Annotated in this window: 16 protein-coding genes; all 16 read left to right on the plus strand. The window is 64.1% G+C overall.

The genetic code is table 11. The annotated features are described in order from the left end of the window. The first annotated feature begins 1 nt into the window (after position 1). The 16 genes from LOKO_RS02365 (at position 2) to LOKO_RS02440 (ending at position 19,629) form a co-directional block, all read left to right on the plus strand. A complete protein-coding gene (locus tag LOKO_RS02365; RefSeq protein ID WP_066444587.1) occupies positions 2-979 on the plus strand; it encodes a carbohydrate ABC transporter permease in 978 nt (325 codons plus the stop codon). Further along, a complete protein-coding gene (locus LOKO_RS02370; protein ID WP_066444590.1) occupies positions 979-1,821 on the plus strand; it encodes a carbohydrate ABC transporter permease in 843 nt (280 codons plus the stop codon). The genes LOKO_RS02365 and LOKO_RS02370 overlap by 1 nt, the downstream gene beginning before the upstream one ends. Before the next feature lie 204 nt (positions 1,822-2,025). Next, positions 2,026-3,645, plus strand: a complete 1,620-nt coding sequence (locus LOKO_RS02375) for an alpha-glucosidase family protein (protein ID WP_066444593.1) — start codon at positions 2,026-2,028, stop codon at positions 3,643-3,645. A 94-nt stretch (positions 3,646-3,739) separates the two neighbouring features. Further along, a complete protein-coding gene (locus LOKO_RS02380; RefSeq protein WP_066444596.1) occupies positions 3,740-4,849 on the plus strand; it encodes an ABC transporter ATP-binding protein in 1,110 nt (369 codons plus the stop codon). Positions 4,850-4,916: 67 nt separating this feature from the next. Next, positions 4,917-5,972 carry a LacI family DNA-binding transcriptional regulator gene (locus LOKO_RS02385; RefSeq protein WP_235588926.1) on the plus strand — a complete coding sequence of 352 codons (1,056 nt, stop codon included), beginning with the start codon at positions 4,917-4,919 and terminating at the stop codon, positions 5,970-5,972. Between the two features lie 107 nt (positions 5,973-6,079). Continuing rightward, complete coding sequence (locus tag LOKO_RS02390; protein ID WP_066444602.1) at positions 6,080-7,336, plus strand: efflux RND transporter periplasmic adaptor subunit; 1,257 nt, start codon at positions 6,080-6,082, stop codon at positions 7,334-7,336. Continuing rightward, positions 7,333-10,440, plus strand: coding sequence for an efflux RND transporter permease subunit (locus LOKO_RS02395; protein ID WP_066444606.1), 3,108 nt, complete (start codon positions 7,333-7,335; stop codon positions 10,438-10,440). The genes LOKO_RS02390 and LOKO_RS02395 overlap by 4 nt, the downstream gene beginning before the upstream one ends. Beyond that, complete coding sequence (locus tag LOKO_RS02400) at positions 10,437-11,864, plus strand: ATP-binding protein (RefSeq protein WP_066444609.1); 1,428 nt, start codon at positions 10,437-10,439, stop codon at positions 11,862-11,864. Before LOKO_RS02395 ends, LOKO_RS02400 begins: the two co-directional genes overlap by 4 nt. 12 nt (positions 11,865-11,876) lie before the next feature. Beyond that, positions 11,877-12,596 carry a response regulator gene (locus LOKO_RS02405; RefSeq protein ID WP_066444610.1) on the plus strand — a complete coding sequence of 240 codons (720 nt, stop codon included), beginning with the start codon at positions 11,877-11,879 and terminating at the stop codon, positions 12,594-12,596. A 91-nt stretch (positions 12,597-12,687) separates the two neighbouring features. Next, positions 12,688-13,314 carry a periplasmic heavy metal sensor gene (locus tag LOKO_RS19740; protein ID WP_066444612.1) on the plus strand — a complete coding sequence of 209 codons (627 nt, stop codon included), beginning with the start codon at positions 12,688-12,690 and terminating at the stop codon, positions 13,312-13,314. A gap of 389 nt (positions 13,315-13,703) precedes the next feature. Beyond that, positions 13,704-15,509 carry a 30S ribosomal protein S9 gene (gene rpsI, locus LOKO_RS02415; RefSeq protein ID WP_066444615.1) on the plus strand — a complete coding sequence of 602 codons (1,806 nt, stop codon included), beginning with the start codon at positions 13,704-13,706 and terminating at the stop codon, positions 15,507-15,509. A 216-nt stretch (positions 15,510-15,725) separates the two neighbouring features. After that, the gene (petA, locus tag LOKO_RS02420) at positions 15,726-16,319 is read left to right on the plus strand and encodes a ubiquinol-cytochrome c reductase iron-sulfur subunit (RefSeq protein WP_066444618.1); all 594 of its coding nucleotides are present in this window, start codon (positions 15,726-15,728) and stop codon (positions 16,317-16,319) included. Continuing rightward, positions 16,319-17,584 carry a cytochrome b gene (locus LOKO_RS02425; RefSeq protein WP_066444620.1) on the plus strand — a complete coding sequence of 422 codons (1,266 nt, stop codon included), beginning with the start codon at positions 16,319-16,321 and terminating at the stop codon, positions 17,582-17,584. The genes petA and LOKO_RS02425 overlap by 1 nt, the downstream gene beginning before the upstream one ends. Beyond that, entirely contained in the window at positions 17,584-18,351 is a 768-nt protein-coding gene (locus LOKO_RS02430; protein WP_066444622.1) for a cytochrome c1, read from the plus strand. The genes LOKO_RS02425 and LOKO_RS02430 overlap by 1 nt, the downstream gene beginning before the upstream one ends. Positions 18,352-18,490: 139 nt before the next feature. Next, positions 18,491-19,117 carry a stringent starvation protein SspA gene (gene sspA, locus LOKO_RS02435; protein WP_066444624.1) on the plus strand — a complete coding sequence of 209 codons (627 nt, stop codon included), beginning with the start codon at positions 18,491-18,493 and terminating at the stop codon, positions 19,115-19,117. A gap of 50 nt (positions 19,118-19,167) precedes the next feature. Beyond that, entirely contained in the window at positions 19,168-19,629 is a 462-nt protein-coding gene (locus tag LOKO_RS02440; protein ID WP_066444626.1) for a ClpXP protease specificity-enhancing factor, read from the plus strand. The last annotated feature ends 77 nt before the right edge of the window (positions 19,630-19,706 follow it).

Consider the following 19,706-nt stretch of genomic DNA (forward strand, 5'->3'; position numbering starts at 1 on the left):
AATGTCGACTCCCGTAACCGAAAGCGCGCCGATCGCAGCGCGCCACCTGGCAAGGCACAAGCGCAGCACCAAGGTGCGTCGCCAGAGGGTGCGTGCCGCCTGGATCTTTCTGGCCCCGATGCTGGTCGTCCTTGTCCTGGTTGCGGGCTGGCCGCTGCTGCGCACCTTCTACTTCAGTTTTACCGATGCCTCCCTGTCCGACCTGAGCGATACCCTGTTCATTGGACTGGAGAACTATCTGATATATGAAGATGGTCGCTGGTACGGCGTGCTGGCCGACCCCATCTGGTGGCGCGCCGTCTGGAACACCGTCTACTTCTCGGTGGTCTCGGTCTCGCTGGAGGTGGTGTTCGGCATCATCGTGGCGCTGGTGCTCAACGCCGAGTTCAAGGGTCGCACGCTGGTGCGTGCCGCGGTGCTGATCCCCTGGGCGATCCCCACCATCGTCTCGGCGCAGATGTGGGCCTGGATGCTCAACGACCAGTTCGGGATCATCAACCACCTGCTGATGGTGATCGGGATCATCGGCGAGCCGATCGCCTGGACGGCGGATGCCGACTATTCCATGTGGGCGGTGATCATGGTCGACGTGTGGAAGACCACCCCCTTCGTCGCCCTGCTGGTGCTGGCCGCCCTGCAGATGCTGCCCAAGGACTGCTATGAGGCCGCCGAGGTCGACGGCATCCATCCGGTAAAGGTCTTCTTCAGGGTCACCCTGCCGCTGATCACCCCGGCGCTGATGGTGGCGGTGATCTTCCGCCTGCTCGACGCCCTGCGCGTGTTCGACGTCATCTACGTGCTGACCTCCAACTCCACCAGCACCATGTCAATGTCGATCTACGCACGCCAGCAGCTGGTCGAGTTCCAGGACGTGGGCTACGGTAGCGCCGCCTCCACCCTGCTGTTCCTGATCATCGCCCTTGCAACCATCGCCTACCTCTACCTCGGTCGCAATCAACTGAAACTGGGAGGCGACTGATGACCTCGCGCCAGCTCTCCAAACACGCCACCCGCATCGGTTTCTGGGTACTGGTAGCCCTGATCGTCGTGATCGCGGTCTTTCCGTTCTACTATGCGGTAAAGACCTCCTTCACCCCCTCCAGCGAGCTTTTCCGGGTCGAGCTATGGCCCTCTCGCCTGGATTTCACCAACTACGTGCAGATCTTCAGCCAGCGCAGCTTCCTGCAGGCGATCTTCAACTCGATCCTGGTTGCCACCAGCGTGGTGTTCATCGCCCTGCTACTCGGTATCACGGCCTCCTATGCCCTGGGGCGAGTGCGCTTTCGCGGGCGCAGCACCGTGCTGCTGGTGATCCTGGGTGTTTCGATGTTCCCCCAGGTGGCAGTGCTCTCCGGCCTGTTCGAGGACATCCGTGCGCTCAACCTCTACAACAACCCGGGCGCGCTGATTCTCAGCTATACCATCTTCACCCTGCCCTTCACCGTCTGGGTGCTGACCACCTTCATGCGCCAGCTGCCCATGGAACTCGAGGAGGCCGCCATCATGGATGGCGCCACCCCCTGGGTCATCATCACCAAGGTGTTCCTGCCGCTGATGTGGCCGGCCATGGCGACGACAGGCCTGCTCGCCTTCATCGCTGCGTGGAACGAGTTCCTCTTCGCCCTGACCTTCACCCTCACCGACAGCCAGCGCACCGTGCCGGTCGCCATCGCCCTGCTCTCCGGCGGCAGCGCCTACGAGCTGCCCTGGGGGCCGATCATGGCAGCCTCGGTGGTGGTCACGGTGCCGCTGGTGGTGCTGGTGATCATCTTCCAGCGGCGCATTGTCTCCGGCCTTACCGCCGGTGCGGTCAAGGGCTAATCCCATGATGCCAGATCATCGCAGTTGAGTTGCTGAGGGACGCTGGGGACAGGTCGACGCGAAGCTCATTCTTCAGGGATGAAGAATGGAGCGCCCAAGGAAGGGTTCACAGCGTCTTCGCAGAGCGCCTGTCACCAGGGTAGTCCTGGGCCTCGACACGGTTACCCGAGAAGGCTGTACAACGCCATGTTTCAAGGAAATCCGATGCAAGACAACACCCTCTGGTGGCGCGGCGGCGTCATCTACCAGATCTACCCGCGCAGCTTCATGGATGCCAATGGCGATGGCATCGGTGACCTGGCCGGCATCACCGAGAAGCTCGACTACGTGGCCTCGCTGGGCGTGGACGGGATCTGGCTGTCGCCCTTCTTCACCTCGCCGATGCTCGACTTCGGCTACGACGTCAGCGACTACCGCGACGTGGACCCGATGTTCGGCACCCTGGATGACTTCAAGGCGCTGCTGGCCCGGGCCCATACGCTTGGCCTCAAGGTGATGATCGACCAGGTCATCAGCCACACCGCCGAGGCGCACCCCTGGTTCCAGGAGAGCCGCGCCGACCGCACCACCCCGAAGGCGGACTGGTACGTCTGGGCCGACCCCAAGCCGGACGGCACCCCGCCCAACAACTGGCTGTCGATCTTCGGCGGGCCGGCCTGGACCTTCGACCCGCGGCGCCGCCAGTACTACCTGCACAACTTCCTGTCGAGCCAGCCGGACCTCAACTTTCACCACCCGGAAGTGCGTCAGGCGCAGCTGGACAATATGCGCTTCTGGCTGGAGCTTGGCGTCGACGGCTTCCGCCTGGACACCGTCAACTTCTATTTCCACGACGCCGAACTGCGCGACAATCCACCGGTGCCGGCAGGCGCCGCCAAGACCCTCGGAGCGCCGGATGCCAACCCCTACACCTGGCAGCGCCACGTCTATGACCTGAGCCGCCCGGAGAACCTCGGCTTCCTCAGGGAGCTGCGTGCACTGATGGACGAGTTCCCCGGCACCACCACGGTGGGCGAGATCGGCGACGACAACCCCCTCGAGCGCATGGCCGAGTACACCGCCGATGGTGACAAGCTGCACATGGCCTATACCTTCGACCTGCTAAACGCCCCCCACTCGGCGGCCTATATCCGCGAGGTGCTGGAACGCTTCCAGCGCCTGGCCGGTGACGCCTGGCCCTGCTGGGCGCTGTCCAATCACGACGTGGTGAGAAGCGCCTCCCGCTGGGGCGACGGCGAGGACCCCATCGCCTACCCCAAGGTGGCGCTCGCCATGCTCTTCTCGCTGCGCGGCAGCGTCTGCCTCTACCAGGGCGAGGAGCTGGGCCTGCCCGAGGCCGAGGTGCCCTTCGAACGCATCCAGGACCCCTACGGCAAGGTGCTGTGGCCGGCGTTCAAGGGCCGCGACGGCTGTCGCACCCCCATGCCCTGGGAGAACGCCAAGGAAGGCGGCTTTACCGCCGGGGGCGTTACGCCCTGGCTACCGGTGGAGGCTCGCCAGCTGCCGCTCGCCGTCGCCGAACAGCAGGACGACGCGGAGTCGGTACTCAGCGCCACCCGCCGCCTGCTCACCCTGCGCACCGCCCATCCGGCGCTGTTCGATGGCGATCTGACACTGGTCGATGTGGAGGAAGCGCTGCTGGGCTTCATCCGCGAGAAGGGCAACGAGCGCATCCTCTGTGTCTTCAACCTCACCGGCCAGGCCCATGAGGCTCGACTGCCGCTTGCGGTGGGCAGGTCTCTGGAAGGGCATGGCTTCACCCATGAGCGCGACGGCGAGATACTGTGCCTGCCGCCCTATCAGGCCGCATTTTTCGCCGTCTGAGACACGCTCATAACAACGCTCATAACAGTGCTCATAACAACACTGCCGGTCCGTCACGAGGCAACCCATCAGCGGGCCGGCAAGGAGATACTCCATGGCAAGCGTCAAACTCGACAAGGTCAACAAGGTCTTCGGCAGCACCCATATCATCAAGGATGTGGACCTGGCCATCGGTGACGGCGAATTCGTGGTCTTCGTCGGCCCCTCCGGCTGCGGCAAGTCCACCCTGCTGCGGCTGATCGCCGGGCTGGAATCGATCAGCGACGGCGAGCTCTCCATCGGCAACACCGTGGTCAACGATCTGCCGCCTCGGGAGCGCGGTGTCGGCATGGTGTTCCAGTCCTATGCCCTCTATCCGCATATGACGGTCTACGAGAACATGGCCTTCGGGCTCAAGCTGGCCAAGGCATCCCAGGAAACCGTTCATGAACGGGTCATGGCCACCGCCCGCATCCTGCAGCTGGAGGAACTGCTGGAGCGCAAGCCCAAGGCGCTCTCCGGCGGCCAGCGCCAGCGCGTCGCGATGGGCCGGGCCATGGCGCGCGAACCCCGCATCCTGCTGTTCGACGAGCCACTCTCGAACCTGGACGCTTCGCTGCGGGTCCAGATGCGCAACGAGATCGCCCGCCTGCACCAGCGTCTCGAGTCCACCATGATCTACGTCACCCACGATCAGGTGGAAGCCATGACCCTGGCCGACAAGATCGTGGTACTCAATGGTGGCCGTATCGAACAGGTAGGCAGCCCCCATGAGCTCTACCAGCGCCCGGCGACCCGATTCGTGGCCGGCTTCATCGGCTCACCGACCATGAATTTCATGCCGGCAAAACTACTCGAAGCCGACGCATCGGGCTGTCGTGTCAGCGCCAGCGGCATGGCCCAACTCGACCTGCCCCAGAATGCTGTCGGCCAGGCCAAGGGCGCCGGCCTGACGATCGGCGTACGCCCCGAGCACCTGCGCCTGACCGAGGCCCAGGGGGGCGTCAACAGCTTCGAGATCGTCAACGTCGAGTACCTGGGCAACGAGGTCTATGTCTACCTCGACCCCAAGGAGGGCGACACCCTGCTGATCCAGCGCAGCGAGGCGCCCACCCACTGGTCGGTCGGGCAGCGTGTCGCTCTGGCCCCGGACCCGGCGCATGTCCATCTGTTCGACGGCGAAGGCCGGGCGCTCCCGGTCAAGACCGTAAGCGCCGTGGCATGAGCGGGACTGTCGCGGCCACGACCGGGGCGGTATGCTTGGCATGCACTCATTAGCAGGAAAAGAAAAAGTGTCAAAACCGTCGCGCCGCATGACCCTGAAGGACCTGGCACGGGAGATGGGCGTTTCCACCGCCACCATCTCCAATGCCTTCAATCGGCCGGACCAGCTCTCACCGGCGCTGCGGGAGCGCATCCTCGACGAAGCCAAGCGGCTCGGCTATCGCGGACCCGACGCCAAGGCCCGCAGCCTGCGCACCGGCCGCTCGCGCATCATTGCGGTGCTGCTCGCCGAGAGCCTCACCTACAGTCTCAACGACGCCGTATCGAGCGAATTCCTCTCGGGGGTTGCCGAGGTTCTCGACGCCCAGGGCCATACCCTGCTGCTGCTCTCCGCGCGCCAGGCCCAGAGCCCGATCCCGGGCTCGGCAAGCATGGCGGACGGCTTTATCGTCTATGGCCTGATCCCCACCTCGGAGCTACTCGACTCGCTTCCCGTTCAGGCTTCGCTGGTGGCAGTGGATTTCGATGTGACGGGCTATCCATCGGTACATATCGACAACGAGCCGGCCTGCTATGCCATCGCCCAGTATGCGCTGAAGGCAAGAAGGCCCAGGCGACCCGCGATCGTCAACCTGCGCCTGACCGTCGAGCCATGCAACGGCTATATCACGCCCGACCATGCCCTGCTGCCGGCCGACCGCACCATTACCCGTGCTCGACTGATGGGCTTTGACCGCGCCCTGGCCGAGCATGGCTTCGAGACCGACCGGGTGCCGAAATGGAACGTGGAAGAGAATACCTACGACGTCTGCGCCCCGGTGATCGAGTCGATTCTCGACCTGCCGGACGAGGAGCGGCCGGACCTGCTGTTCTGCATGTCGGACCGTCTCGCTCTGACCGCCCTGACCCTGGCCGAGCAGCGTGGCATTCGCGTTCCCGAGGATCTACGGCTGACCGGCTTCGACGGTATCGCCGAGGGGCAGTACCGGGCGCCAAGGCTCACCACCGTGTGTCAGGAGAGCCATGCCAAGGGACGCCTGGCAGCCCGCATGATCCTGGGGCTCGATGAACCCCATGCCAAGATGCTGCATACCGAACTCCTGGTCGGTGACACCTGTCCCTGACCACGGCACCTGCCCTCTGCTTGCATATTGCTTGCACGATTCCTGACCATTGGCTGCATCGCACGGGTGGATGATGACGGGGCCGTCCCCCCGTCGTGAGTCACCCTATGCCTCGTCACGCCGCCGCTCCCCGCGCGCCGCATCGCTCCTGTTTCCATGCTCGACAACGGGGTCGCCTCACGCTTGGCCCCCTGCTGGCGCTGCTGGTACTGGCGGGCGGCCTGTTTCTGGCCTGGTGGCTGATCAGCCAGCCCCCAAGGGTGGAGCGCCGAGCCCCTGCCGAGGCACCGCCCCCGCTGGTGGACGTCGTCACCGCCCACCAGCGCGCTGCGGCACCCTCACTGCATGGCTTCGGTCGCGTTCAGGCCGAGCGCGAGGCGCATCTTTCCAGCCGGATTGCCGGCCAGCTGCTCGAGTTCGCCCCGAACACCCTGCCCGGCATGGTGGTGGAGGCCGGCACTCCCCTGGCCCTCATGGACGACACCGACTTGCGTCTGGCGCTGCGCGACGCCGAAGCGGGATTGGCCCAGGCCCAGGCCCAACTGGCCATGGAGCGGGGCGAACAGCAGCGCGCCCAGTCGGAGTATCAAAGCTTCGGTCGCGACCTGCCCGCCGACAGGCGAGCCCTGGTGCTGCGTGAGCCACAGCTGCGCGTGGCCGAAGCGGAAGTCGAACGCGCCACGACGGCCCGGGACCGGGCCCGACTCGACCTGCAGCGCACCACTCTCACCGCGCCCTGGCGCGGCATGGTGCAGTCTCGGCTGCTGGGCGCCGGCAGCGAGGTATCCAACGGCACCGAGCTGCTGCATCTGGTCGATGTCACGCGCTTCTGGGTCCGGGTCTCGCTGCCCGGCGAGGCACTGGGCTGGCTGGACACCGCAACGGACGACGCTCCCGGCAGCCAGGTCACCATCAGCAGCCGCAGCTGGCCCGCCGGCCACGAACGGCTGGGCGAACTGATCGCCGTGCTGCCGACGCTGGAGGAGAACGGCCTTCAGGCCCAGCTGCTGGTGGCGGTGGACGATCCTCTCGGCCTCGAGCTGGGCTCCCCCGCCCTGCGTCTCGGCGACATGGCGCGGCTCGACTTCGCCGCCCGCCCCCGTGAGGGGCTCTTCGTGCTGCCGGTAGCGGCGCTGCGCCCCGGCGATGAGATCTGGGTGCTGGACGATGAGGACCGCCTTCGCCGCCGCCAGGTCACGGTCCTGCACCGGGGCGACGAGCGTGTACTGATCGAAGAGGGCCTCGAGGAGGACCAGCGCATCGTGATCTCCCAGCTCGGCCAGCCCCGGGAGGGCATGCGCCTTCGTGCTCGGGTCGCCGACAGCGAACGCCCCGCCGGAGCCAACAGGGGGCATGACTCATGATGCGCCGCGGCCCCATCGCCTGGATGGTCCATCACGGCGTCGCTCCCAACCTGCTGATGCTGCTGCTGATCGTCGGGGGCCTGGCCGCATCGACCACGATCAAGAAAGAGGTCTTCCCCGATTTCGAGCTGGAGATCATTCATGTCGCCATCGGCTATCCCGGTGCCACTCCCGGAGAGGTGGAGCGCAGCCTGCTGCTGCCCATGGAGGCGGCACTGGCCGACGTGGATGGTATCGACGAGCTGACCGCCACCGCCAGTGAGGGGGCCGGACGGGTGTCGGCCACCCTGGTCGAAGGCGTCGAGGTGATGCGGGTCTACCAGGAAATACAGCAGGCCATCAATGCGATCACCACGCTGCCTGCCGCGGCCGACCCGGCACGCTTCAGCCTGGCAGGTCGCTCACGCAGCGTCATGAGCCTGCAGCTGCATGGCTGGGTGGATGAACGGCTGCTGCATGAGGTCGCCGAGGACATCCGTGCTGAACTGCAGGCGGCTCCCGGCATTTCACGGGTCGAGCTCTCGGGTAGTCGTGACCGCGAAATCCAGGTGCTCCTCGACGAAGAGGCCATGCGGCGACACGGCATCGAACACCGTCAACTGGCAAGCCGGATCGGCGACGAAGCCATGGACCTCGCCGGTGGCCGACTGGCCACCGGCGAAGGGGAGTGGCTGGTCCGCTACCAGGGGCGTCGCGACGACCTCCTGGGCTTCGCCGACCTGCCGATCATCGGCTCCCCTGACGGTGCACAGCTGCGGCTTGGCGATATCGCACAGGTCGTGGACGGCTTCGCCGAAACCGATAGCGAGGTACTGTTCAACGGCGACCCGGGTATCAGCCTGGATGTGTACCAGATTGGCAACCAGACGCCGATCGGCATCAGTGACGCCGTCACGGCACAGCTCGAGCGGCTGCGCGCCGGACTGCCCGAAGGAGTCAGTCTGAGCGTGTCGCGGGACACATCCGAGGTCTACCGCGACCGCCTCTCTCTGCTGCTGAAGAACGCCTGGCTGGGGCTGGCACTGGTGCTGGTGCTGATGGCGCTGTTCCTCGAGGCACGCCTGGCGTTCTGGGTCACCCTGGGCATCCCCACGGCCTTCCTCGGCGCCATGCTCTTCCTGCCCTGGCTGGGCGTGTCCATCAACATGATGTCGATGTTCGCTTTCATCATTGCGCTGGGCATCGTGGTCGACGATGCCATCATGGTCGGCGAGAACATCCACAGCTATCGCGAGCAGGGCCACTCCCTGCGCGAGGCCGCGGTACGCGGCGCCAGGGAGATGGCCGTGCCGATCAGTTTCGCCATCCTCTCCAATATTGTCGCCTTCCTTCCGCTACTGTTCCTGCCGGGCTTTCTGGGCATGATCTTCGCCGTGGTTCCGGTGGTGGTGATCACGGTATTCCTGGTCTCCTGGCTGGAAGCGCTGTTCATTCTGCCCGGCCACCTGGCCCACCGTGCCGGTGGCCGAGAAGGCTCGGCCTGGCTCAAGCCTCTGGACCGCCTGCGTCGGACCCTGCAGGGCGGACTGTCGCATTTCACCCAGCACCAATTCGCCCCTTTCCTGCAGCGCGCCCTGGATCAGCGGCTGCTGACCGTCTGCCTGGCCATTGCCCTGCTGGTCGTCGCCATCGCCTGGGCCATGAGCGGCCGACTCGGCTTTTCGCTGATGCCGCGGGCCGAGTCAGACCGGGTTCAGGCCACGGTAACCCTGCCCGTCGGCAGCCCCATCAGCGAGGATCGCCGAGTCCGTGACCAGCTGCTGGAGAGTGCCCTGGTATTGAGCCAACAGGAAGGTGGTCCGCGCTTTTCCGCCACCCGCGCCCAGATCGACGGTGATCGTCTGAACGTACGCCTCACCCTGGCGCGTGACAGCCTCGACGACTGGCCTCCCTCCCGGGTGGCACGGGCCTGGCGGGAAGAAGCCGGCGATTTCACCGGGGTCCAGGCCGTGCGCTTCGAATCTGATTTCGGTGGCCCCGGCCAGGGAGCCGACCTGACCCTGCGCCTCTCCCACCCCGACAGCGGGGCCCTGGAGGCCGCTGCAACCCGTCTGGCCGATGAATTGGCCCAACTCGATGGCCTCACCGATATCGACAGCGGCCTGGCCGACGGCAAGCCCCAGTTGGAAATCCGGCTGTCTCCCGAAGGAAGAGCGATGGGCCTGACCGGCGCAGATCTGGCCGGGCAGCTACGCGGCCCGCTTCAGGGCGCCACCGCCATCGAGCAGTTCATCGGTCGTCACGAGATCAGCGTGGTGGTGAGGCTACCCAGCAGCGAAAGGAACAGCCTGAGCGACCTCTACCAGCTACCGATCCGCACCCCCGATGGCGTGACGGCGCCGCTCCATCGGGTAGCCGATATCCACCTGGGCCGTGCTGCCACAACGCTTCAGCGTATCGACGGCCGGCGGATCATCAACGTCACCGCCGAGGTGGCCAGTGAAACCCAGGTCAATCAGGTGCTGGGCACACTGCAGGCCGACGTCTTTCCCGCCCTCCAGGTCGGCTGGCCGGGGCTCGAGATCGCTCCTGGCGGCCGCCAGCAGGAGACCGCTGACAACGTCTCGGTGCTCTCCCAGGCCACCTGGCTGACGCTGATCGCCCTCTACGCCCTGCTGGCGATTCCCTTCCGCAGCTATCTGCAGCCGCTGCTGGTGTTGGCCGCGATCCCCTTCGGTGTGATCGGGGCCGTGGCCGGTCACATGATCATGGGTTACGGGCTGTCGGTGATCAGCCTGATGGGCATGCTGGCGCTCTCCGGCGTGGTCATCAACGATGCCCTCGTCCTGATCGACTATGCCAACCGGCGCCGCCGGGAAGGCCTGGGTGCGCGTGAAGCCATCGTCGCCGCCGCGACACGTCGTCTGAGACCCATCATGATGACGACCATGACCACCTTCCTCGGGCTTGCCCCGATGATCTTCGAGACATCGCGTCAGGCTCGTTTCATGATCCCGATGGCCATTTCGCTCGGCTTCGGCATGCTCTTCGCCACCGTGATCCTGCTGGTACTGGTACCCTGCCTCTACCTGATGCTGGAGCGCCTGCGCGAACGCATCCACGGCCGCCAACTCACCACCGAGTCATTGGAGTCCACCCGATGAGCCTTCGTCTTCCCCGCCCCGCCATTTCACGCTTGGGGATCAAGCTGTTCGTGATCATCCTGGTGGTCAACGTGGGTATTGCCGGGCTGGTCTTCCTGGCGGTGTCGCGTAGCCTGGATCGCGGCTTCATCGATTACCTGGAAACCACCCAGGCCAGCCGTGCCGAGACCCTGGCGGAAGGGCTCGGCCAGGAGTGGGCAAGACGTGGCGGATGGCAGTGGCTGCGCGACTCTCCGCCGGCCTGGCAGGGCCTGGTTCGCCAGCAGCTTTGGCCCGGCGAAGGCCCCCCCGCCCACGGCATCGAGCGCCGCCTGGGCGACGCCCGGGACTTTGTGCTGCATGATGCCGATGGCCTGCCGGTGATAGGGCTTGCCCCGGATGACAGTGAAACCGCCTCGGAGCTGCACTGGCTGCCCATCGAGCACGAGGGCGAGCAGGTCGGCACCTTGGGCTACCGCCCTCCCCAGCAGCTGATGGCCCGCATGGACCGCATCTTCCTATCCCGCCAGCAGCGCAACCTGGGCATCATCATCGCCGCGCTGGGCGTGGCCTCGCTGCTGCTGGCCGGCGGGCTCGCCTGGTGGCTGGGTCGCCGCACCCGCAGCATGGCCCTGGCCACCCGACGTCTCACCGAGGGCGACTACAGCGCGCGCCTGCCTGAGCAGGGGCGTGACGAACTCTCGCGCCTGGCCCACGATTTCAATGTGCTGGCGGCCACCCTGGAAGCCAGCCGTGAGGCCCGGGCCCGCTGGGTCTCGGACATCGCCCACGAGCTGCGTACGCCCCTGTCGATACTGCGCGGCGAGATCGAGGCGATGCAGGATGGTATCCGGCCCTTCAATGAGGACAACCTCTATTCTCTCTCCCAGGAGGTCGGCCAGCTGGAGCGTCTGGTTACCGACCTGCGGCTACTGTCGCAGAGCGATGCCGGCGCCCTGGAGGTGCAGCTCGCGCCCCTGGACCTGGCCGAAAGCCTCGCCGCATGGCTCGAGGAGGCCGACGGCTGGCTCGAAGACAGCGGTCTGGAACTCGCCACAGACATCCAGAAACCGGCCTGGGTTCGTGGCGATGCCCGCCGACTGCGCCAGCTCTGGAGCAACCTGCTCGATAACAGCCGCGCCTATACCGCGCCGCCCGGCCGGCTGGAAGTTAGCCTGAGCCACGAGGGCGATCGCGTCCGGATCACCTGGCAGGATAGCCTACCTGGCGTACCAGAAGACGCTCTCGGCCGTCTCACCGAGCGCCTCTACCGGGTGGAGGACTCACGTAACCGGGCCAGCGGCGGCAGCGGGCTGGGTCTCTCCATCGCCAGCGCGCTGGTCAAGAGCCACGGTGGCGCCATGCATGCCTCTGCCGCCTCGCTGGGTGGGTTATGCTGGACCATCGAGTTTCCCGCCCTGGAAGACGACTTACCCAGCCGATAAGGAAAGGACCCCATGCACGACGCCGACGCCCCGCGAGACACCCTGCTGATTGTCGAAGACGAGCCCAAGATCGCCCGCCTGGTGGCCGACTACCTTGAGGGTAGCGGCTTCGCCACGCACCCTATCGACCATGGCGACGCGGTACTGCCCTGGCTGCAGGAGAACATGGCTGGCGAGGGCGCCCCGTCGCTGGTGCTGCTCGACCTGATGCTGCCGGGTACCGACGGCCTGACCCTGTGCCGTGAGATTCGCCAGCGCTGGCCGAAGCTCGCCATCATCATGCTCACGGCCAGGGTCGAGGAAGTGGACCGCCTGCTGGGCCTGGAGCTGGGCGCCGACGACTACATCTGCAAGCCGTTCAGCCCGCGGGAAGTGGTCGCCCGGGTCAAGGCCGTACTGCGCCGCAGCCGGGCCGCCAGTGACCCTGCGGCCAGCGACGGCAGCAACCTGGTGCTGGATGACGACGGCTGGCGCGCCCTGGCCGATGGCCAGGACCTGGGCCTGACCGCCGTCGAATACCAGCTACTGAAGGTGATGATGCAGTCGCCTGGGCGGATCTTTTCGCGCGACCAGCTGATGGACCGTATGTACCGCGACCACCGCATCGTCTCCGAGCGCACCGTTGACAGCCACGTCAAGAAGCTTCGCAAGAAGATTTCGGACACCTGGCCTGAACGCGAGATCATTCGCTCGGTCTACGGGGTAGGCTACAAGTATCAGCCCGAGGAGTAGGCTCCACAGGGTTTGCACACTCCCTGCACGCCCGCTGCACGCCACTTCCGGATACTGACACCATCACCCCAGCACCGAGGAGTTGCTTGATATGAAACGTTCAATGTCCCGCACGCTGTTGATGCCTGCCCTGCTCGCCGTCGCCATTGCACCACTCTCCCTGGCAGCAACTGCCGGCCAGGGCGACAAGGGCTGGAGCGAGCAGCGCCAGGCGCTGTTCGAGCGCGCCGGCCTCGACGAGGAGACCCGAGCGGCCCTGGAAGAGGCACATGACGAGCACCGCCAGGCCCTGCGCGAGCTGCACCAGCAGCATCGCGAGCGCATGGATGAGATTCTCGACGAAGACGAACGTGAGGCGCTACGCGAGGCCAAGCGCGAGATGCGCCAGGAGCATCATGGCGAACGCCAGGGCTATGGCCGCCAGGGTTTCCCACAGCGCCTGAGCACCCTGGTCGACAGCTGGGATCTCTCCGACGAGGAGCGTGAAGAACTCACCGAACTTCGCCAGTCCCTCTATGCTGATATGCGGGAGCTGCGCGAGCAGTCGTTCGATTCCCGTGAAGAGCGGCGTGAAGCCTGGCAGGCGCTGCGCGACGAGCATCAGGAAGCCCTCGGCGAAGTACTGAGCGAAGAGCAGATCGAAGCGATGAAGGCCATGATGCAGCCACAAGGCCACAAGGGCCATGGCAAGGCGCATGGACAGAAGCACGACCGCTGATTCTTGGCTCAACGCCTGTATACCCTGGCCCGACCTGTCTGTCGGGCCTTTTCATGGGCGCTCATCCGCTATGGGTAAACGCCTGCTAGTTGTAGAGCACGTCCGGCCCTTCAGCCGACGGAAAGCATCACTGTCCTTACTGTCTTTACTGATACTTCCTGACCTCCCATAAACACAGGGTTGAAGCTACGACAGGATGTGCGTATTTTATTTGAACGTTCATTTAAAAAACGCTCCCGCCATACAGTCGTCGAGCCAGCCGCTGACAATGAGCATTGATAAAAGCGTGGCGAAAGCAGGCGTGCTATCGATTGTGAAGAACAATCTACAGCGCGTCTCGGTGTCGGAAACCGGCGGGGGACTATCCAACCGACAGGAGTAGGCTCCACATGGCGCTTGATAATCCGCTTCCCGAACGACGTGATCGACTGAATCCCGTGGTCTTCCACGGCTCCGTCGCCGGCATCCTGGTCTTCCTCGTCTTGACCATGACCTTCACCGAGGAAGCCGGCGCCTTCTTTGATGCCGGCCTGGCCTGGGTCAGCCAGACCTTCGGCTGGTACTACATGCTGGCGGTGCTCGCCTACCTGATCTTTGTGATCGCCATCGGCCTGTCACGCTTCGGCAGCATCCGGCTCGGCCCCGACCATTCGCGGCCGGAGTTCTCGCTGCTCTCCTGGTCGGCGATGCTGTTCGCCGCCGGCATCGGGATCGACCTGCTGTTCTTCAGCGTCGCCGAACCGGTCGCCCACTACCTGGCGCCACCGGACATGACGCCGGAGAGCCAGGAGGCGATGCGCGCCGCCGTTGTCCAGACCTTCATGCACTGGGGGCTATCCGGGTGGGGACTCTATGTGCTGATGGGCATGGCACTGGCCTATTTCAGCTACCGTCACCGGCTACCGCTGGCCATCCGCAGCGCGCTCTACCCGCTGCTCGGCAAGCGCATCCATGGCCCCATCGGCAATGCCGTGGACATCACCGCGGTGATCTCCACCGTATTCGGCATCGCCACCAGCCTTGGCATCGGCGTCATGCAGCTCAACTACGGGCTGGCCTACATGTTCGACGTGCCCGAAAGCCTCTCGGTGCAGATCATCCTGATCGCCCTGGTGGTGGTCCTGGCCACCATCTCGGTAGTCAGCGGCGTGGAGAAGGGCATCCGGCGTCTGTCGGAGTTCAACATGCTGCTGGCGTTGGCACTGCTGCTGTTCGTGCTGTTCCAGGGCCACACCCTGCAGCTGCTCGACATGGCGGTGAACAACGCCGGCGACTACTTTTCCACCTTTATCGCCAAGAGCTTCGATACCTACGCCTTTGCCGGCGACGCGGCCAACGAGTGGAAGATGTGGTGGACGATCTTCTTCTGGGGCTGGTGGATCGCCTGGACGCCCTTCGTCGGCCTCTTCCTGGCCCGCATCTCGCGTGGGCGCACCATTCGCGAATTCGTTGCCGGCGCGCTGGGCATTCCACTGGCCTTCATGATGGTGTGGATGTCGGTGTTCGGTAACAGCGGGATCGAACTGGTGGCCAACCAGGGAATCGTCGAGCTCGGGGAGCAGGCCCTGAACACGCCGCAGACCACCATGTACACCCTGTTGGAGCACTACCCCTATATCGGCCTGACCGCCGCCGTGGTCACCGTGCTCGGCATCGTCTTCTTCATTACCTCGGCGGACTCCGGGGCCCTGGTACTGGCCAACTTCACCTCGATCCTGTCCGACGTGAACCACGACGCGCCGATCAAGCTGCGCATTTTCTGGTCGATGATGATCGGCCTGGTGACGGTGGCTCTGCTGATGGCGGGTGGCCTGGCGGCGCTGCAGAGCGCGGTGGTGATCACCGCCCTGCCCTTCTCGCTGGTGATCTTCGCGATCATGGTGGGGATGTACAAGGCGCTGAAGCTCGAGGGCAGCAAGGCCGATGCGCGTCGACAGGTGACCGGCACAGCGCCTGGCGGCGACTGGCGCGAGCGCCTGGACAGAGCACTCGACACCTCCAACCGTGCCGGTGCCGCCGCCACCATCGAGCATGCCATTCGCCACGGCATCACTCGTGCCCTGATGGAGTACAACGAGGACTTCCGTCCGGCACTGCGTGCGGCCGGCTATGTCACTCGTGACGCCCGTCAGGTCGAGCGGAAGAAGGTCGGTTTGCGCAAGGCGCGTCGTCGCCCGCAGTTCTCCAAGCGCTGATCACGGCCTTGCAAGACAGAAAAACCCAGGCAATTGCCTGGGTTTTTTCTTTTGTGAAAACAGAATTTTGCATAGAAAATACCACCTTGGTCAGGCGTGCTTTGGCTTGTGCCAAGCGGCAGGATTCCTTAAGATACGACGGATTTTTATATCCGTGGTCGCGGGATACCACTTCCGTGCTGGATCGACGGGTAAGCTGATGGGAGAAACCATAACATGGCAGATAACGGCGTGAACAAAGGGCGGCGCCGTCTCCTCCTGGGTGCCACCACCGTAGTGGGTGCGGTGGGTGCAGTGGGGGTGGCGGTTCCCTTTGTGGCTTCCTGGCAGCCGAGTGCCAGGGCACGAGCGGCGGGGGCGCCGATTCAGGCGGATATTTCCAAGCTGGAGCCGGGGCAGCGCATGACCGTTGAGTGGCGCGGGCGTCCCGTTTGGATCGTCAAGCGTACCGACGACATGATCGAGCGTACCGAGAATTTCGATCCCGCTCGCCTGGTCGACCCCGATTCCCAAGCCCCCCAGCAGCCGGACTACATCACCGGTCCGCTGCGCTCGATCCGGCCGGACATCTCGGTGCTGATCGGGATCTGTACCCATCTTGGCTGCTCACCGCTCTATCGCCCCGAACCGGACGACGTCGATATGACCGCCTGGCCGGGCGGCTATTTCTGTCCTTGTCACGGCTCCTACTTCGATCTCTCGGGACGCGTATTCCGCAATGTGCCGGCACCGTCCAACCTGGAGGTTCCGCCGTACCGTTTTGAGACCGATGACATCATCATCGTCGGTGAAGACGAGGAGGCTGTGTGATGGGTAATCCAAATCGTGTCAAGGCGGAAAGCGGTATCATGCGCTGGGTGGATGATCGCTTCCCCGCCACGCAGATGTGGCAGGACCACCTGTCCAAGTACTACGCGCCGAGAAACTTCAACTTCTGGTACTTCTTCGGCTCGCTGGCGCTACTGGTACTTGTCAACCAGATCCTCACCGGGGTGTGGCTGACCATGAGCTACAACCCCACCGGCGAGGGTGCGTTTGCATCGGTCGAGTACATCATGCGGGACGTGGAATACGGCTGGCTGATCCGCTACATGCACTCCACCGGCGCCTCCGCCTTCTTCGTGGTCATCTACCTGCACATGTTCCGGGCTCTGCTCTACGGCTCCTACAAGGCGCCGCGTGAGCTGGTGTGGATCTTCGGCATGGCCATCTACCTGCTGCTGATGGCCGAGGCCTTCATGGGCTACCTGCTGCCCTGGGGCCAGATGTCCTACTGGGGTGCCCAGGTGATCATCTCTCTGTTTGCCACCATCCCGTTCATCGGACCGGATCTGGCGCAGTGGATTCGCGGCGACTTCCTGATCTCCGGCATCACCCTGAACCGTTTCTTCGCCCTGCACGTCGTGGCGCTTCCCATCGTGATCCTGGCGCTGGTGGTGCTGCATATCATCGCCCTGCATGAGGTAGGTTCCAACAACCCGGACGGCATCGACATCAAGGCCAAGACGGATGAGACAGGCAAGCCGCTGGACGGCATACCGTTTCACCCCTATTACACCGTCAAGGACATCTTCGGGGTCTCGGTGTTCCTGTTCGTCTTTGCGACGGTGATCTTCTACTTCCCCGAAGGGGGTGGTTACTTCATCGAGCGGCCCAACTTCGAGCCTGCCAACCCGATGGTGACGCCGGATCATATTGCCCCGGTGTGGTATTTCACGCCCTTCTACGCGATCCTGCGCGCGATCACCTTCGACATCGGCTTCCTGGGCCTGCAGGCCGAGTTCCTGGGTGTGGTCTTCATGGGTGGTGCCATCGCGGTGCTCTTCGTGCTGCCCTGGCTGGACCGCAGTCCGGTGAACTCGATGCGTTACAAGGGTTGGATGTCCAAGTCGATGCTGGCGCTCTTTGCCATCAGCTTCGTGATCCTTGGTATCCTCGGTGCGCTGCCGGCGACACCGCTGCGTACGGCGGTGGCCCAGCTATGCACGGTGCTGTACTTCGCCTTCTTCCTGCTGATGCCGTTCTATACGCGACTGGAGAAGACCAAACCCGTACCGGAAAGGGTGACTGGCTAATGAAAAAGCAACTGTTCGCACTGCTCTTCGCGCTGGTGCCCTTCGCGGTAGTGGCAGCGCCGATGCCTGACACTCCCTATTCGATGACGCCGGATCTCAATGACGAGGCGTCGTTGCAGCGGGGCATGCAGCTCTACGTCAACTACTGCATGGGCTGCCATAGCCTGGAGCACCAGCGTTTCGCCCGGGCCGCCGAGGATTTCGGCATGCCCCAGGACCTGGTGGAAGAGCATCTGATTTTCTCTTCCGACCTGGCCTACAATGACCAGATGCATATCGCCATGACACGCGAAGACGCAGCCAACTGGTTCGGAGCGCCAGCGCCGGACCTGACACTCCATGGTCGGCTGCGTGGTGCAGATTGGATCTACTCCTATCTGCTGACCTTCTACAAGGACCCGAGTCGCCCTAACGGGGTGAACAATGAGGTCTTCGACATGGTGGCCATGCCCAACGTGCTCGAGCCCCTGCAAGGGGTGCAGGAGAAGGTCTGTGCCGAAACAGATCGTCCTGTCGAGGGCGCTGAACTCGACCCGTTGACCGGGAAGTATCAGTCCTGCGATGTGCTGCAGGTCACCCGGCCGGGCTCCATGGAGCCGGACGAGTTCGAGGAAGCGGTCTATGACCTGACCAACTTCCTGGCCTATGTGGGTGAGCCTTCCAAGCTGCAGGCTCAGGTCCTCGGCCCGAAGGTGCTGCTCTTCATCTTCATCTTCGGTGTGCTGGCCTATCTGCTCAAGCGCGAGTACTGGCGCGACATTCACTGATCCCGTGCGGGTCAGTCTATGAGGCAGGGGGCGTATGGCGGTGTGCCATACGCCCCCTGCGTCTTGTGTTGCAACGCGCACGCACGACGATGCGTGTGCGTGTTATCATCCCGGTTCGAATTGATGCGAGGATTGTTTCATGGGTGTAGTGGCCAAGCGGTCGTCGATGATCTTCTATTCCGGAAGCGATGATCACTTCAGTCATCGCGTGCGCATCGTACTCGCCGAGAAGGGCGTGGCGGTGGATATTGTCGAAGTCGGTGGCGAACAGCGTCCTGAAGAACTCGCCGATCTCAACCCCTACAACAGTGTGCCCACGCTACTCGATCGCGATCTGGTGCTGTACGAGTCCAAGGTCATGATGGAGTACCTGGATGAGCGTTTTCCGCACCCTCCGCTGCTCCCGGTCTACCCGGTTGCACGAGCTCAGAGCCGACTTTGGATGCATCGTATCGAGCGTGAGTGGTGTCCGCTGGTCGAGCAGATCGAGCAAGGGCCTAAGAAGGAAGTCGAGAAGGCCCGCAAGGAGCTGCGCGAAAGCCTGGTAGGCATCTCGCCGATCTTCGAAGACGTACCGTTCTTCATGAGCGAGGAATTCTCGCTGGTCGACTGCTGTATCGCTCCGATCCTCTGGCGCCTGCCGGTGCTTGGCATCGAGCTGCCGGAGAAGCAGGTGCAGCCGCTGGTGACTTACATGGAGAGGTTGTTCGAGCGCGATGCTTTCGTCGCTTCGCTGAGTGAGACCGAGCGAGAAATGCGCAACTGACTATGCCGCCGGGCTAGCCCGGCGTCTTCAAACGGAGGAGGGCAGCAGAGATGCTATCGAGCCGTCCCTATCTTGCCAGAGGTCTCTACGAATGGCTTCTGGACAACGAACACACTCCCTACGTGGTCGTGGATGCCGAGCAGGCCGGTGTCATTGTGCCGCGGCAGTTCGTGCAGAACGGCCAGATTGTCCTTAATGTTGGCCCAACCGCCGTGCGCGACCTGCATATCGAGAATGATGCGATCACCTTCAGTGCCCGCTTCGGCGGGCAGCCCATGCAAGTGGTCGTGCCCATGCCGGCTCTGATCGCCATCTACGCGCGTGAGAATGGGGTGGGCATGGTATTCGGTCATGAGCCGGTGATCCCGCAGGCACTCGAAGAAAATGGCGAAGGAGAGGGCAAGGAGCGGCCTGAGCTGACTGCCGTCGACAGCGAAAGCCATGAGTCGGAAGGCCAGGAAGAGGCCAAGTCTAAGTCCAAGGGGCGCCCGTCGCTCCGGGTTATCAAGTAGATGGTAGTGATACGCCTGCGACTATCACTCTGAATCAAGCCGCCTGCTTGAAGGTGAAGGTATTCAGGCGGTTGAAG

Source organism: Halomonas chromatireducens (genome assembly GCF_001545155.1).
In the GTDB taxonomy this organism is placed as follows: Bacteria; Pseudomonadota; Gammaproteobacteria; order Pseudomonadales; family Halomonadaceae; genus Halomonas; species Halomonas chromatireducens.